Genomic DNA, 15,270 nt, shown 5'->3' with positions numbered 1-15,270 from the left:
GACCTTCAACAGGCCCTTCAACAGGCCCTTCAACACGCTTTTCAGCCGGCCCTTCAGCGGGTCGACGCGACGCGGAACCGGATGCCCGCCGCGCGCAGCCGGCCGATCAGCGCGTCACCCATCGCCACCGCCGTGGTGACCTGCCCCGCCGTCTTCGGAAGGTCGTCGAAGGCCAGGCACAGCGCCGACTCGGCGAGCATCTTCGCCGTCTCGTCGTAGCCGGGATCGCCGCCCGAGACCTCCGTGTACACCCGCCGGCCGCCGCCCTCGCCCACGAAGCGCAGGGAGAACCAGCTCTTCGCCCGCTTCTCGGCGCTCGGCCCGTCCCCGGGCCTGAGCCAGCCGGACAACCAGCGCCGCGCGGGCGGCACCTGGGCCGCCGCCACCAGTGCGCCGACGGCCGCGACACCGCCGACCGCGACGGGCAGGTGACGGACGGCCGCGTACTGCCGGTAGCGGAAGTCGGGTCCGTACCGGTCGAGGGCCGAGGCCGACCGCCGCACGATCTGCGGGTCGATCGTCGGCATCGGCAGCGCCCACGCGCCGACCTCCTTGGCGAACCGCGGCGCACCCGACGGCGCCGACGCCCGCCGGCCCACCAGCCGCGGCTCGTGCCGGCGCCGGTCCCGCGCGGCCGCCGCCATCTCCCGCTGCCGCGCGAACTGGTTGAGGGCGGAGGCGAAGGTCCCGCCCGAGAATGCGGCGTCGGCGGTCACGAAGCCCTCCACGGTCAGCGGCACGTCCTCCGGGAGCTGTTGCACGGTGAAGTACACGCCCAGGTCGTGCGGGATCGAGTCGAAGCCGGCGGCGTGCACCAGCCGTGCCCCGGTCTCCCGCGCGCGTGCGTCGTGCTTCACGTACATCAGGTCCACGAACTCGGGCTCGCCGCAGAGGTCGAGGTAGTCGGTCCCGGTGTCCGCGCAGGCGGCGACGAGCTCCTCGCCGTACGTCACGTACGGGCCGACCGTCGTGGCCACCACGCGCGCGTGCTCGGCGAGGGCGCGCACCGAGTCCGGGTCGGAGACGTCCGCCCGCAGCACGCCGACCTCCGCGCCGCTGGGCAGCCGCTCCCGCAGCCGCTCCAGCTTCTGAGCGCTGCGGCCCGCGATCGCCCACCGCAGCCCCTCGGGCGCCTGGGCCGCGAGGTACTCCGCGGTGAGTGCTCCGGCGAAACTCGTGGCTCCGAAGAGCACGATGTCGTACGGACGGTCCGTCCTGTTCAGCCTGCTCATGACACCCCTCGGTCGTGCAGCCCGTGCCGCTGTCGGTGGCCGAGGCTAGCGTGAGGAGTGCGGAGCCCGACGACGAGCCCGGAGGACGACGATGGCCGTGCCCAGGAATGCCCTGAAGAAGTGGGAGAAAGTGCGCGCCTTCGCGCTGGGGCTGCCGGGTGCCGTCGAGGAGTTCCCCTGGGGCGAGTCCGTCGCCAAGGTCAACAAGAAGGTGTTCGTCTTCCTCGGCGTCGAGGACGGCAGTTACCCCCTGGGTGTGACGGTGAAGCTCAAGGACGAGACGGCCCACGCGCACGCGCTGGCATGCCCCGGGGCCGAGCCCGCCGGATACGGCCTGGGCAAAGCGGGCTGGGTGAGCATCCCCCTGGAGCAGCAGGGCGCCCCGGCAGCGGAGGTGCTCTGTGACTGGGTGGAGGACAGCTACCGGGTGATCGCGCCGAAGCGGCTGATAGCGGAGCTGGACGGGAGCTGACCCGTGGGGCAGATTGCTAAGCGCTTGCTCGTTCAGCTCTTGTGAAGAGTGGAACGTGTTCTTAGCATCACTGGTGTTACATCACTTGTGTCACAGCACTGGGGGCTGGATGGCCACGGCAAGGACGCCAGGACAGGGCCCGCTCACCGGCGTGCGCGTCGTCGAGCTGGCCGGCATCGGGCCCGGCCCGTTCGCCGCCATGCTCCTGGCCGACCTCGGGGCCGACGTCGTGCGCGTGGACCGCCCCGGCGGCCCCGGCCTCGCGATCGACCAGGCGTACGACGTCACCAACCGCAACAAGCGCTCGGTGGTCGTCGACCTGAAGTCCCCGGACGGACCAGCCCGGGTGCTCGACCTCGCCGCCCGCGCCGACATCCTGGTCGAGGGCTACCGCCCCGGCGTCGCCGAGCGCCTCGGTGTCGGCCCCGAGCCCTGCCACGCCCGCAACCGGGCCCTCGTCTACGGCCGGATGACCGGCTGGGGCCAGGACGGCCCGCTCGCCGACCGCGCCGGGCACGACATCGCGTACATCGCCCCCACCGGCACGCTCGGCATGATCGGCCGGCCGGACGAGCCGCCGGCGGTCCCGGCCAACCTGCTCGGCGACTACGCGGGCGGCTCCCTCTATCTCGTCGTCGGCGTCCTCGCCGCCCTGCACCACGCGCGCGCGACCGGCGCCGGGCAGGTCGTCGACGCCGCGATCGTCGACGGGGTCTCCCACCTCGCCACGATGATCCACGGCATGCTCGCCGCCGGCGGCTGGCAGGACCGCCGCGGCGCCAACCTCCTGGACGGCGGCTGCCCGTACTACGGCACGTACGAGACGGCCGACGGCCGGTACATGGCCGTCGGGGCCCTGGAGCCGCAGTTCTACGAGGAGTTCCTCGCCCTCCTCGGCATCGAGGACCGGGCCGCGGCCCGCAAGGACGTCACGCGCTGGGGCGATCTGCGCGAACAGGTCGCCGCCCGCTTCAAGACCCGTACCAGGGACGAGTGGACGGCCGTCTTCGACGGCACCGACGCGTGCGTGGCGCCCGTGCTGTCGCTGCGCGAGGCCCCGCACCACCCGCACCTGGCCGCCCGCGGCACCTTCACCGACCACGGCGGCATCACCCAGCCCGCCCCGGCCCCCCGCTTCTCCGCGACCCCGACCGCCGTCCGCACCGGCCCGGCCCGGCCGGGCGCCGACACGGCGGACGTCGCCCGGGACTGGGACGTCCCCGGGCTCCTTCCGTCGTCCCGCAACCCTCAGCGAAAGGCCTCCTCGTGAGCACCGAAGCGTACGTGTACGACGCGATCCGCACCCCGCGCGGGCGCGGCAAGGCAGGCGGCGCCCTGCACGGAACCAAGCCCATCGACCTGGTCGTCGGACTCATCCACGAGATCCGCGCCCGCTTCGCGGACCTGGACCCGGCCGCCGTCGACGACATCGTGCTCGGTGTCGTCGGCCCGGTCGGCGACCAGGGCTCCGACATCGCCCGGATCGCCGCCATCGCCGCGGGGCTGCCCGACACGGTGGCCGGTGTGCAGGAGAACCGCTTCTGTGCCTCGGGTCTGGAGGCCGTCAACCTGGCCGCCGCCAAGGTTCGTTCGGGCTGGGAGGACCTCGTCCTCGCGGGCGGTGTCGAGTCGATGTCGCGGGTGCCGATGGCCTCCGACGGCGGCGCCTGGTTCAACGACCCGATGACCAACCTCCAGGTCAACTTCGTGCCGCAGGGCATCGGCGCCGACCTCATCGCCACCATCGAGGGCTTCTCCCGGCGGGACGTCGACGAGTACGCGGCCCTGTCCCAGGAGCGGGCGGCCACGGCCTGGAAGGAGGGCCGCTTCGAGAAGTCCGTCGTCCCCGTCAAGGACCGCAGCGGCCTCGTCGTCCTCGACCACGACGAGCACATGCGCCCCGGCACCACCGCCGACTCCCTCGCCAAGCTGAAGCCGTCCTTCGCGGACATCGGCGAACTCGGCGGCTTCGACGCGGTCGCGCTCCAGCAGTACCACTGGGTGGAGAAGATCGACCACGTCCACCACGCGGGCAACTCCTCCGGCATCGTCGACGGCGCCTCGCTCGTCGCGATCGGCTCGAAGGAGGTCGGCGAGCGCTACGGCCTCACGCCCCGCGCGCGGATCGTCTCCGCCGCCGTCTCCGGCTCCGAGCCCACCATCATGCTCACCGGCCCCGCCCCCGCCACCCGCAAGGCCCTGGCCAAGGCCGGGCTGGCCATCGACGACATCGACCTCGTCGAGATCAACGAGGCGTTCGCGGCGGTCGTGCTGCGCTTCGTGAAGGACATGGGCCTGTCCCTGGACAAGGTCAACGTCAACGGTGGCGCGATCGCGCTCGGCCACCCCCTCGGCGCCACCGGCGCGATGATCCTCGGCACTCTCGTCGACGAACTCGAGCGCCAGGACAAGCGCTACGGCCTGGCCACGCTGTGCGTCGGCGGCGGCATGGGCGTCGCGACCATCGTCGAGCGCATCTGACCCCCTCCCGACGGATCACACGGAGCCCCTCCACATGAGCACTGAGTCCACCACCATCCGCTGGGAACAGGACCGCACCGGCCTCGTCACCCTCGTCATCGACGATCCGAACCAGTCCGCGAACACCATGAACCAGGCGTTCCGCGACTCGCTCGCCGCCGTCACCGACCGCCTGGAGGCCGAGAAGGACACCATCCGGGGCGTCATCATCACCTCGGCCAAGAAGACCTTCTTCGCCGGCGGCGACCTGCGCGACCTGATCCGCGTCACCCCCGAGACGGCCCAGGAACTGTTCGACGGCGGCATGGCGATCAAGCGGAACCTGCGCCGCATCGAGACCCTCGGCAAGCCCGTCGTCGCCGCCCTGAACGGCGCGGCCCTCGGCGGTGGTTACGAGATCGCCCTGGCCTGCCACCACCGCATCGCCCTGGACGCGCCCGGCTCCAAGATCGGCTGCCCCGAGGTCACCCTCGGCCTGCTGCCCGGAGGCGGCGGCGTCGTCCGCACCGTCCGCCTGCTCGGCATCGCCGACGCCCTGCTGAAGGTCCTGCTCCAGGGCACCCAGTACAACCCGCGCCGTGCCCTGGAGAACGGCCTCGTCGACGAGGTGGCCGACACCCAGGAGGACATGCTGGCCAAGGCCCGCGCCTTCATCGACGCCAACCCCGAGTCGCAGCAGCCCTGGGACAAGCCGGGGTACAAGATCCCGGGCGGCACCCCGGCCAACCCCAAGTTCGCGGCCAACCTGCCCGCCTTCCCGGCCACCCTGCGCAAGCAGACGAACGGTGCCCCCTACCCGGCCCCACGCAACATCCTCGCCGCGGCCGTCGAGGGCTCCCAGGTCGACTTCGAGACCGCCCAGGCCATCGAGGCCCGCTACTTCGTGGAACTCGCGGCCGGGCAGACGTCGAAGAACATGATCCAGGCCTTCTTCTTCGACCTCCAGGCGGTCAACTCCGGCGCCAACCGCCCCAAGGGCGTCGAGCCCCGCCCGGTCCGCAAGGTCGCCGTCCTCGGCGCCGGGATGATGGGCGCCGGCATCGCCTACTCCTGTGCCCGCGCCGGCATCGACGTCGTCCTGAAGGACGTCTCCCTGGAGGCGGCCCTCAAGGGCAAGGGGTACTCCGAGAAGCTCTGCGCCAAGGCCGTCGCCAAGGGCCGTACGACACAGGAGAAGGCGGACGCGCTGCTCGCCCGCATCACCCCCACCGCCGAGGTGCGGGACCTGGCCGGCTGCGACGCCGTCATCGAGGCCGTCTTCGAGGACACGTCCCTCAAGCACAAGGTCTTCCAGGAGATCCAGCACGTCGTGGCGCCCGACGCGCTGCTGTGCTCCAACACCTCCACCCTGCCCATCACCGCGCTCGCCGAGGGCGTCGAGCGCCAGGCCGACTTCATCGGGCTGCACTTCTTCTCGCCGGTCGACAAGATGCCGCTCGTCGAGATCATCAAGGGCGAGCGCACGGGCGAGGAGGCCCTGGCCCGCGCCTTCGACCTGGTCCGGCAGATCAACAAGACCCCGATCGTCGTCAACGACTCGCGCGGCTTCTTCACCTCCCGCGTCATCGGCCACTTCATCAACGAGGGCGTCGCCATGGTCGGCGAGGGCATCGAGCCCGCGTCCGTCGAACAGGCCGCCGCCCAGGCGGGCTACCCGGCCAAGGTGCTGTCCCTGATGGACGAGCTGACGCTGACGCTGCCCCGCAAGATCCGGGGCGAGACGAAGCGCGCCGTGGAGGAGGCGGGCGGCACCTGGACGGCCCACCCCGCCGAGGCCGTCATCGACCGCATGGTCGACGAGTTCGGCCGCACGGGCCGCAGCGGCGGCGCCGGCTTCTACGACTACGGGGAGGACGGCAAGCGCACCGCACTCTGGCCGGGCCTGCGCGAGCACTTCACCGAGCCGGGGTACCGGATCCCGTTCCAGGACATGCAGGAGCGCATGCTGTTCTCCGAGGCGCTGGACACCGTCCGGCTGCTGGAGGAAGGCGTGCTGACCTCCGTCGCCGACGCCAACATCGGCTCCATCTTCGGCATCGGCTTCCCGGGCTGGACCGGCGGCGTGCTCCAGTACATCAACGGCTATGAGGGCGGCCTGCCCGGATTCGTGGCACGCGCGCGTGAACTCGCCGAGCGCTACGGCGACCGGTTCACGCCGCCCGCGCTGCTGGTGGAGAAGGCGGAGAAGGGGGAGCGGTTCAGCGACTCAGCGTGACTCTTCCGAGGGCTCGGTGAGCCACTCGCCCAGCTCTTCCTTCAGCGACCGCTGAAAGGCGGTGAGGAGCGCCTGCACCACCAGGGGGTGCATGTGCGCCGACAGGGACCGCACGTCCCGCGCGTCACGCTCGGCCACCTCGCCGCGGAAGAGCTGGGAGAGGTCACGGGCCGCGGCGCGCGCGTGTTCGACGAGAACCGTGCGCGCCGCGAAGATCGCCTCCGGGGAGAGCGGCACGTCCAGCAGCCCGACGCCCAGCCGGAGCAGACCGAGATCGGCCTCGTACCCGCCGTCCGCGGGCCGGAGCACGCCCATCGCGACCAGCCGCTCGACGTCCTCGTCGCCGAGCGGCCGCCCGGCCCGCCGCTGCAGCTCCTCCCGCGTGACCGTCTCCACGGCGTCCGGCGCCCAGGAGGCCACCACCGCCCGGTGCACGGCGAGGTCGCGCGCGCTCAGGTCCGGCGGCAGCCGGTGCAGGTACCGCTCGATGCCCGCCAGCGTCATGCCCTGGTGCTGCAACTCCTCGATCAGCGCCAGCCGGGCCAGGTGCTCCCGCCCGTAGTGCCCCACCCGCCGGGGACCGAGTACCGGCGGCGGCAGCAGCCCCTTCGTGCCGTAGAAACGGACCGTGCGCACCGTGACACCGGCCCGGGCCGCCAGTTCGTCGATCGTGAGGGTCGGTTCCCCGGTGTCGGTCGTCATGTGCAGCAGTATCGCTGTCTCACCAGTGCTGTGAAACCTCGTCCGCATCCCCTCATGACCGTGAAGTGAACGACGGGTGGCGGCGGTGCCGCTCCCTGGTGGACCTTGTGAAAAGTCACGCTCTGTGACGCCGGTCACCGTGTGCGAGCGGATCGGTATGGGAAGGTGCGCCTTGGTCTGTGCCGCGTCACAAGGGTGGTACGGGCCACTGCACTGTACGGACCCCGGGCCCACGACGTCCGGGCGCACCAGAGAGTGGAACCACCCGTGAGCAAGGACGCCGTGAACACGGCAGCGGCCACGCCGCGTACCGATGCGGCCCAGGTGCCGGCGGACGCGGGCGACGCCGGCTACAGCAAGGACCTCAAGGCCCGCCACGTCAACATGATCGCCATCGGCGGCGCCATCGGCACCGGCCTCTTCCTCGGCGCCGGCGGCCGCCTCCACGACGCGGGCCCGGCGCTGGCGATCGCCTACCTGGTCTGCGGCATCTTCGCCTTCTTCGTGGTCAGGGCCCTCGGCGAGCTCGTCCTCTACCGCCCCTCCTCGGGCTCCTTCGTGTCGTACGCGCGCGAGTTCCTCGGCGAGAAGGGCGCCTACGTCGCCGGCTGGATGTACTTCCTGAACTGGTCGACCACCGGCATCGCCGACATCACCGCGATCGCCCTCTACACGCACTACTGGAGCCTGTTCACAGACATCCCGCAGTGGGTGCTCGCGCTGATCGCCCTCGCGGTGGTGCTGGCGGTGAACCTGATCTCGGTGAAGATCTTCGGCGAGATGGAGTTCTGGTTCTCGATCATCAAGGTCGCCACGCTCGTCGGCTTCATGCTCATCGGCATCTTCCTGCTCGCCACCCAGCACGAGGTGGGCGGCCAGACGCCGGGCCTGAGCGTCATCACCGACAACGGCGGCGTCTTCCCGCACGGCATGATGCCCGTCGTCCTCGTCATGCAGGGCGTGATCTTCGCGTACGCCGCGCTGGAGCTGGTCGGTGTCGCCGCGGGCGAGACCGCCGAGCCGGAGAAGGTCGTCCCGCGCGCGGTGAACTCGATCATGTGGCGGGTCGGCCTCTTCTACGTCGGCTCGGTCGTCCTCCTCGCGCTCCTGCTCCCCGGCTCGGTCTACTCGGCCGACCAGAGCCCCTTCGTCACGGTCCTGTCGAAGATCGGCGTCCCGGCGGCGGGCGACGTGATGAACCTGGTGGTCCTGACGGCGGCGATGTCCTCGCTGAACTCGGGCCTGTACTCCACGGGCCGCATCCTGCGCTCGATGGCGATGGCCGGCTCCGCGCCGAAGTTCACCGCCCGCATGAACCGCAGCCAGGTCCCCTACGGCGGCATCCTGCTGACCTGCGCGGTGTGCGTCCTCGGCGTCGGCCTGAACTTCCTCGTGCCGGCCCAGGCCTTCGAGATCGTGCTGAACGTCGCCTCGCTCGGCATCATCAGCACCTGGGTGATCATCATGATCTGTCACCTGGTCTTCGTCCGCCGCGCCAGGACGGGCCTGGTCGACCGGCCCTCCTTCCGCCTCCCCGGCAGCCCGGTCACCGAGATCACCACGATCGCCTTCCTGCTGGCCTGCCTCGGCATGATGTGGAACGACCCGGAGGTAGGCCGCAAGACGCTCCTGCTCATCCCGCTGATCGCGGCCATGCTGGTCGCGGGCTGGTTCGGCATCCGCCGCCGGGTGTCGCAGACGGCCGACCAGGAGCTGTCGCAGCTCACGAAGTAGCAGGCCGGCGCCACTGTCAGTGGCAGCGCATACGGTGGCGTCATGTCGGGGATCACGTACGTCCGGGGTGACGCCACCGTTCCGTCGGTCAAGGGCGTCAAGGTCATCGCCCACGTCTGCAACGACATCGGGGGCTGGGGCAAGGGCTTCGTCCTGGCGATATCGCGCCGCTGGCCCGAGCCGGAGGCGGCGTACCGGGCCTGGCACCGAGGGCGCGCGGGGAACGACTTCGGGCTCGGCGCGGTGCAGTTCCCGGGCACTGGAGGCCCTGGCCGCGAAAGCCGGTGAGCTCGGCGCGACCGTCCACATGCCCCGCATCGGCTGCGGCCTCGCCGGCGGCAAGTGGTCCCGGGTCGAGCCGCTGATCGAGGAGCGGCTGATACGGCGGGGGATATCTGTGACGGTGTACGACCACGGGGACTGACACCCCTAGGCGGTGTCCTTGTCGAACGCCCGTACCAGACAGTCGCCGAGGCGCCGCGCGATCGCCCCGTCGGGATCCAGACGGGGGTTGAAGATCGCGACGGTGAGGCCGACGGCACCGCCCCCGGACAGGGCCGTGCGCAGGACGGTCTCCAGCTCCTGCCAGGTCAGCCCGTCCGGGAGCCGGTAGTCGACGGCGGGCATCGCGGCATCGTCCAGGACGTCGACGTCGAGGTGGATCCAGTACCCGGCGCCCGCGCCGTCACCGGTCAGCAGCCCGACGGCGCGCCGGGCCGCCTCGCCCGCACCCAGGGCGCGCACGGTGTCCAGCTCCAGCGCGTGCAGCGCCGACGGCAGCGGCTGCATCCCGTACCCCGCGGACTCCTCCGCGTCCCGGAACCCCAGCGCGACGACGTCCTCGTCCCGCACCAGCGGGCCCCGGCCCTCCAGGTCGGCCAGCACGCGCGGGCCGCGCCCGGTGGCGAGGGCGAGTTCCATGGAGGCCACCTCACCGGCCGGTTCCGCCGACGGCTGGTAGAAGTCGGTGTGCCCGTCGAGGAACAGCAGCCCGTGCCGGCCACGGCGGCGCAGCGCGAGCAGATTGCCGAGCAGCACGCTGCAATCGCCGCCGAGCACGAGGGGGAACCGGCCGTCGTCGAGGACACCGCCGACGGTGTCGGCCAGCGCGGCGGAGTACACGGCGATGCCGCCGGGGTTCAGGACGCCGGTGTCCGGGTCCCGTTCCGGGTCGTACGGGGGTGGCTCGACGCGGCCCGCATGCACCGCGCCCAGCCCTTCGGCGAGCCCGGCGCCGAGGAGTGCGTCCGGCAGTTCCTCGACGCCGGTCGGGCGCAGCCCCAGTACGGACGGTGCCTCGACGATCGCCACGTTCCGCACGTCCGGCTCCTTCGTCAGCAGTCTCCACCGTAGACCGGGGGACGGCGTTCAGCAGGCCGGGCGCCTGCACGACTGCCCGCAGCGGGGCGGGACAAGCCGCGTCAGTGCACGTGCTCCGCACCCGCGTGCTCGTGCACCCCGTTCGTCGCCGCGATCTTCTTCCACGACCTCGGCTGCGGCACAGTCGCCGGCACAGCCCCCGCCCCCTTCGCAACCGCCGCGGCCCGAGCCGCCGGCACCCCCGGCTTCGACGGCTGGAACAGCCACGTGTCGAACAGGGCGGCCAGGGGCTTGCCCGACACCTCCTCGGCGTACCGCTGGAAGTCGGCGACCGACGCGTTGCCGTGGGCGTACTTCCGCGGCCAGCCCTTGAGGATCGTGAAGAACGCCTCGTCGCCGATCTCGTTGCGCAGCGCCTGGACGGCCAGCGCGCCCCGGTCGTACACCGCGATGCCGAACTGGTTCTCGGCACCAGGGTCCCCGGGCTTCACCGTCCAGAACGGGTCGTCGGCGGGGTGCGAGGCGTACACGTAGTCGGCGAGTTCCTGCGCCGTGCCCTCGCCCTCGTGCTCGGACCACAGCCACTGCGCGTACCGCGCGAAGCCCTCGTTGATCCAGATGTCCTTCCAGCGCTTGAGCGACACGTCGTCCCCGTACCACTGGTGCGCCAGCTCATGGACGACGACGGAGACGTTCGACCCGTTCGCGAACTGCCGCGGGCTGTAGTACGGCCGGGTCTGGGTCTCCAGCGCGTACCCGGTCGTGGTGTTCGGCACGTATCCGCCGAGCGCGTCGTAGGGGTACGGCCCGAAGTAGCCGGTCAGCCAGTCGGCGATCTCCCCGGTCCGTTCGATGCTCGCCCGCGCCGCCCCGGCGTGGCCGCCCAGGTCCTTGCTGTAGGCGTTGAGGACCGGGATGCCGCTCTCGGTCGTGCCGGTCGTGATGTCGAACTTCCCGACCGCGAGCGTGGCGAGGTACGTGGCCTGCGGCTTGTCGGAGCGCCAGTTCCAGCGGGTCCAGCCGAGACGTGAACTCGTCGACTGGAGCGTGCCGTTGGAGATGGCCTGCGTGCCGTCCGGGACCTGCACGGACACGTCGTAGGTGGCCTTGTCGAGCGGGTGGTCGTTGCTCGGGAACCACCAAGCCGCCGCCTCGGGCCCGTTCGCCGCGACGCCCCCGTCCGGTGTGCGGTGCCAGCTGGTGAAGCCGTACGCCTTCTTCGACGACGGCACGCCGCGGTAGCGCACGACGACCGTGACGGGCGTGCCCTTGGCCAGCGGGGCCTTCGGCGTGATCTCCAGCTCGTGCTCGCCCGACGTCCGGAACGACGCCTTCGCGCCGTTGACCCGCACCTCGCCGACGTCCAGCAGGAAGTCCAGGTTGAAGCTGGACAGGTCCTGCGTGGTGCGGGCCACGAGGGTCGCCGTGCCCTCGAGCAGGTCCGTGGCCGGCTGGTACTTCAGCCTGAGGTCGTAGTGGGAGACGTCGTATCCGCCGTTGCCGTAGGCCGGGTAGTAGGGGTCACCGATACCCGGTGCGCCGGGGGAGCGGGGCGCGGCCGATGCCGGGATCGCCAGCAGGAGAACGGCCGCGGCGAGGGCTCCCGGCGCGATGATTCTGCGGTGCACGCACAGCTCCAAGTCGTAGGGTCCCGAAGTCCGTCCGGAGCCTATTGGCTCCCTGTGTCCCCGATCATGTCCATGGCCCCTGCTGTCACACGATCGCCATTCGGCCGACATGAGACACCGGACCCGGGGGCCCGTCCCGGACACGCCGGTCCGTCAGCTGCCCTCTTCTGAACAGGAGTTCACCGATGTAGCGTCCGGCGCATGCCGAAACGCACGCGCTTCACGACCTGGAGACCGCTCGCGACGGCGGCCACGGCCGCCCTGATGGCCACACTGCTCACCCCGGCAGCGGCGGACGCCGCCCGGCAGCCCGCCCCCCGCGAGAGCCGCCCCGTCCACTCGTACGAGAACGCCGTCCGCGAGGCCGTCTGGGTGGACACCGGACTCGACGGCGACCGCGACGGCAAGGCCGACCGGGTGGCCGTGGACATCGTCCGCCCCCGCGAACCCGCCCTGCAGGGCCGCAAGGTCCCCGTCATCATGGACGCCAGCCCGTACTACTCCTGCTGCGGGCGTGGCAACGAGAGCCAGAAGAAGACGTACGACGCGAACGGCGACGTCACACGGATGCCGCTGTACTACGACAACTACTTCGTGCCGCGCGGCTACGCCTTCGTCGGCGTCGACCTGGCCGGAACCAATCGCTCCGACGGTTGCGTCGACGTCGGCGGCCGCTCCGACATCCAGTCCGCGAAGGCCGTCGTCGACTGGCTCAACGGCCGCGCCAAGGCCTACACCACCCGCACCGGCACCACCCGTGCCAAGGCCGCCTGGACCAACGGCAGGACCGGCATGATCGGCAAGAGCTGGGACGGCACCATCGCCAACGGCGTCGCCGCGACCGGCGTCGAGGGCCTGAAGACCATCGTCCCGATCAGCGCCATCTCCTCCTGGTACGACTACTACTTCCAGCAGGGCGCCCCGCTCTACGACTCCGGCCCCGAATGGCTGTCCGACTACGTCAACAGCCCCGACGCCCGGGCCAAGTGCGCCGCCGTGCAGCAGAAGCTCGTCGACGGTGCCCCGCGCACGGGCGACTGGACCCCGCTGTGGACCGAGCGCGATTACGTCAGGGCCGCGCGGAAGGTCAAGGCCAGCGTCTTCCTCGTGCACGGCATGCAGGACCTCAACGTGCGGATGAAGCACGTCGGCCAGTGGTGGGACGCCCTCGCGAAGAACGGCGTCGAGCGCAAGATCTGGCTCTCCCGGACGGGCCACGTCGACCCCTTCGACTTCCGCCGCGGCGCCTGGGTCGAGACACTGCACCGCTGGTTCGACCACGAACTCATGGGCTACGACAACGGCATCGACCGCGAGCCCATGGCCGACGTCGAACGCGCACCCGACCAGTGGACCACCTCCAGGACCTGGCCGCCGAGCGGCACCCGGGCAACCACTCTGCGCCCCGACCGAGGCGCCCAGGCGGGCGTCGGCACCCTCGGCCTGCACCGCGGCCACGGCACCGAGACCTTCACGGACGACCCGGGGCTGAGTGAGACCGACTGGGCCGCACAGATCGACAAGTCGACACCGGAGAAGGCCGGTTTCGTCACCCGGCCGCTCACCCGCGACCTGCGCCTGTCCGGCTCCTCCGAGGTCACCGTCACCGCGACGCCCTCCACCCCGACGGCCCACCTCTCCGCCGTCCTCGTGGACATCGGCCCCGCCACCATCCGTGACTACGCCGACGCGGGTGAGGGCATCACCACCCTCACCGACCGCACCTGCTGGGGCGCGAGCACCGCGGGCGACAGCTCCTGCTTCAAGGAGACGAAGGCGAAGACCGCCGACGTCGACTACACGATCGTCAGCCGCGGCTGGGCCGACCTCGGCAACCACGCCTCCGACCTGACGGGCGCCCCGCTCACCCCGGGCCAGCGGTACACGATCACCCTCGACCTGGCGGCGACCGACCACGTCGTCCCCAAGGGCCACCGCCTGGCACTGATCGTCGCGGGCACGGACAAGGGCCTCATCGACCCTCCCGCGGACACTCCCCGGCTCGCTGTCGACCTGTCCCGCACCTCGGCCCGCGTCCCGTTCGTCGGCGGAGCCACCGCCTTCGCCCGCGCCACCACCGGAGCCGCGTCCGCCACGCCCGACGTCACCCTGCTGGACGGCGTACGGGATCCGCGCACCGCTCACCGCGTCCCGGAGGGAAGCCAGTGACCCGCCACACGACCCGAGTCGGCGCCCTGACCCTGACGGCCGCGGCCGTCGCCGCAACTCTCATCGCCGCACCGGCCCAGGCCGCCGGCGACTCCCCGCCCCGCACCGGCTTCGAGCAGACGAACGGTGCCCGCTGGACCACCCAGCCCGAGGAACAGGACTTCCTCGAAGCCGTCGACCGGTCGAGCGGCCGCGTCTCCATGACCCGCTTCGGCACGACGAAGCAGGGCCGCCCGCTCCAGCTCGTCCGGATCGGCACCCGCCCGACCCTCAACAAGGTGCTGCTCGTGTGCAGCCAGCACGGCGACGAACCCTCCGGCCGCGAGGCCTGTCTGACCACCGTCCGCGACCTCGCGTACGCCCGCGACAGTCGCACCCGGCGCTTCCTGGACCGCACCACGGTCCTCGTCGTGCCCACCGCCAACCCCGACGGCCGGGCCGCCGACACGCGGGGCAACAGCGACGGCGTCGACATCAACCGCGACCACCTCGCGCTCCGGACCGCCGAAGGCCGGGCGCTGGCCGCGCTCATCCGCGACCAGCGCCCCGACCTCGTCTACGACCTGCACGAGTACGGCGCCACACCCCCGTACTACGACAAGGACCTCTTCGACCTGTGGCCGCGCAACCTCAACACCCACGAGGCGGTCCACGACGAGGCGAAGACCCTCTCCGAGAAGTACGTCCGCCCCGCGGCGCAGCGGGCCGGCCACTCCACCGGCACCTACGGCATCTGGACCGACCCCGAGACCGGCGAGCCGGTCAAGCAGGTCGCGGGGGACGGTCAGGAGCGCATTTTGCGCAATATGTCTGGCATAAAGCACGGCATCGGGCTGCTCATCGAGAGCCGAGTGGATCCGCTCACCGATGCCGAGAAGGCGGACGAGGCGCTGAACAACCGTCGCCGGGTCACCTCTCAACTGGACGCGCTCACGGGCCTGTTCGGATATGCCGACGAGCGTCGCGGTGCGGTCGAGGCGGCGACGGGCAGGGCCCGGCTCGCGGGCTACGTCACCGCCGGTCCCGTCTACGTCGGCGGCGCCGACAACGACACGCCCGAACCGGCCGAGGTGATCCAGAACCCGCCCTGCGGCTACCGGCTCACGGCCGCGCAGTACGCCGAGGTGGGAGACGAACTCGCACTGCACGGCGTGCGCGTACGCCGGGACGCGGAGGGAGTGCTCGTGCCCCTGCGCCAGCCGCTGCGGGCGCTCGTGCCGTTGCTGCTCGACGAGCGCGGAACGTACCACCTGACGGCAGGGAATCCGGAAACGCAATGTTGAGGGGGGTGAAATTGCGCCACACGTGGTAGGGGCG

11 protein-coding genes and 1 pseudogene are annotated in these 15,270 nt (G+C 71.5%); 8 read left to right on the top strand and 4 right to left on the bottom strand.

All coding sequences use genetic code 11. From position 1 onward, the window contains the following. Positions 1-53: 53 nt before the first annotated feature. The gene (locus MQE23_RS07335) at positions 54-1,232 is read right to left on the bottom strand and encodes a saccharopine dehydrogenase NADP-binding domain-containing protein (RefSeq protein ID WP_243378605.1); all 1,179 of its coding nucleotides are present in this window, start codon (positions 1,230-1,232) and stop codon (positions 54-56) included. A gap of 91 nt (positions 1,233-1,323) precedes the next feature. On the opposite strand from MQE23_RS07335, the gene MQE23_RS07330 reads away from it, so the two are divergent. From MQE23_RS07330 to MQE23_RS07315, 4 genes are all read left to right on the top strand, one after another. After that, positions 1,324-1,704: an MmcQ/YjbR family DNA-binding protein gene (locus tag MQE23_RS07330; RefSeq protein WP_020271767.1), complete on the top strand. Its 381-nt coding sequence runs from the start codon at positions 1,324-1,326 to the stop codon at positions 1,702-1,704. Positions 1,705-1,813: 109 nt separating this feature from the next. Beyond that, the gene (locus MQE23_RS07325) at positions 1,814-2,974 is read left to right on the top strand and encodes a CaiB/BaiF CoA-transferase family protein (RefSeq protein ID WP_020271768.1); all 1,161 of its coding nucleotides are present in this window, start codon (positions 1,814-1,816) and stop codon (positions 2,972-2,974) included. Beyond that, on the top strand, positions 2,971-4,185 hold the full coding sequence (locus MQE23_RS07320) for an acetyl-CoA C-acetyltransferase (RefSeq protein ID WP_037668349.1): 1,215 nt from the start codon (positions 2,971-2,973) through the stop codon (positions 4,183-4,185). The genes MQE23_RS07325 and MQE23_RS07320 overlap by 4 nt, the downstream gene beginning before the upstream one ends. Positions 4,186-4,219: 34 nt before the next feature. After that, positions 4,220-6,400, top strand: a complete 2,181-nt coding sequence (locus MQE23_RS07315) for a 3-hydroxyacyl-CoA dehydrogenase NAD-binding domain-containing protein (protein WP_243378604.1) — start codon at positions 4,220-4,222, stop codon at positions 6,398-6,400. Here the strand turns inward: MQE23_RS07315 and MQE23_RS07310 are convergent. Continuing rightward, the gene (locus MQE23_RS07310) at positions 6,392-7,102 is read right to left on the bottom strand and encodes a MerR family transcriptional regulator (protein WP_020271771.1); all 711 of its coding nucleotides are present in this window, start codon (positions 7,100-7,102) and stop codon (positions 6,392-6,394) included. The genes MQE23_RS07315 and MQE23_RS07310 overlap by 9 nt on opposite strands. Positions 7,103-7,369: 267 nt before the next feature. On the opposite strand from MQE23_RS07310, the gene MQE23_RS07305 reads away from it, so the two are divergent. After that, on the top strand, positions 7,370-8,836 hold the full coding sequence (locus MQE23_RS07305; protein WP_020271772.1) for an amino acid permease: 1,467 nt from the start codon (positions 7,370-7,372) through the stop codon (positions 8,834-8,836). A gap of 42 nt (positions 8,837-8,878) precedes the next feature. Continuing rightward, positions 8,879-9,260 (top strand): annotated as a pseudogene (locus tag MQE23_RS07300) (Appr-1-p processing protein). Between the two features lie 5 nt (positions 9,261-9,265). Here the strand turns inward: MQE23_RS07300 and MQE23_RS07295 are convergent. Next, complete coding sequence (locus tag MQE23_RS07295; protein ID WP_243378603.1) at positions 9,266-10,156, bottom strand: arginase family protein; 891 nt, start codon at positions 10,154-10,156, stop codon at positions 9,266-9,268. Positions 10,157-10,257: 101 nt separating this feature from the next. Continuing rightward, positions 10,258-11,784: a M1 family metallopeptidase gene (locus MQE23_RS07290; RefSeq protein ID WP_243378602.1), complete on the bottom strand. Its 1,527-nt coding sequence runs from the start codon at positions 11,782-11,784 to the stop codon at positions 10,258-10,260. Positions 11,785-11,985: 201 nt separating this feature from the next. Between MQE23_RS07290 and MQE23_RS07285 the strand changes: the two genes are divergently transcribed. Together MQE23_RS07285 and MQE23_RS07280 are read left to right on the top strand one after the other, a co-directional pair. Further along, the gene (locus tag MQE23_RS07285) at positions 11,986-13,953 is read left to right on the top strand and encodes a Xaa-Pro dipeptidyl-peptidase (protein WP_243378601.1); all 1,968 of its coding nucleotides are present in this window, start codon (positions 11,986-11,988) and stop codon (positions 13,951-13,953) included. Further along, positions 13,950-15,236 (top strand): M14 family metallocarboxypeptidase, encoded by a 1,287-nt coding sequence (locus MQE23_RS07280; RefSeq protein WP_243378600.1) that lies wholly within the window; start codon positions 13,950-13,952, stop codon positions 15,234-15,236. Before MQE23_RS07285 ends, MQE23_RS07280 begins: the two co-directional genes overlap by 4 nt. Positions 15,237-15,270: the final 34 nt, after the last annotated feature.

Origin of the sequence: Streptomyces sp. HP-A2021 (assembly GCF_022807935.1) — a bacterium.
GTDB classification, from domain to species: Bacteria; Actinomycetota; Actinomycetes; order Streptomycetales; family Streptomycetaceae; genus Streptomyces; species Streptomyces afghaniensis.
The sequence above is the reverse complement of the archived record's forward strand: the minus strand, read 5'-3'. Positions and strand labels throughout refer to the sequence as shown.

Coding starts and splice junctions, on each gene's coding strand:
- MQE23_RS07335 (WP_243378605.1), bottom strand. CDS start 1,232: ATGAGCAGGCTGAACAGGACGGACCGTCCGTACGACATCGTGCTCTTC.
- MQE23_RS07330 (WP_020271767.1), top strand. CDS start 1,324: ATGGCCGTGCCCAGGAATGCCCTGAAGAAGTGGGAGAAAGTGCGCGCC.
- MQE23_RS07325 (WP_020271768.1), top strand. CDS start 1,814: ATGGCCACGGCAAGGACGCCAGGACAGGGCCCGCTCACCGGCGTGCGC.
- MQE23_RS07315 (WP_243378604.1), top strand. CDS start 4,220: ATGAGCACTGAGTCCACCACCATCCGCTGGGAACAGGACCGCACCGGC.
- MQE23_RS07310 (WP_020271771.1), bottom strand. CDS start 7,102: ATGACGACCGACACCGGGGAACCGACCCTCACGATCGACGAACTGGCG.
- MQE23_RS07285 (WP_243378601.1), top strand. CDS start 11,986: ATGCCGAAACGCACGCGCTTCACGACCTGGAGACCGCTCGCGACGGCG.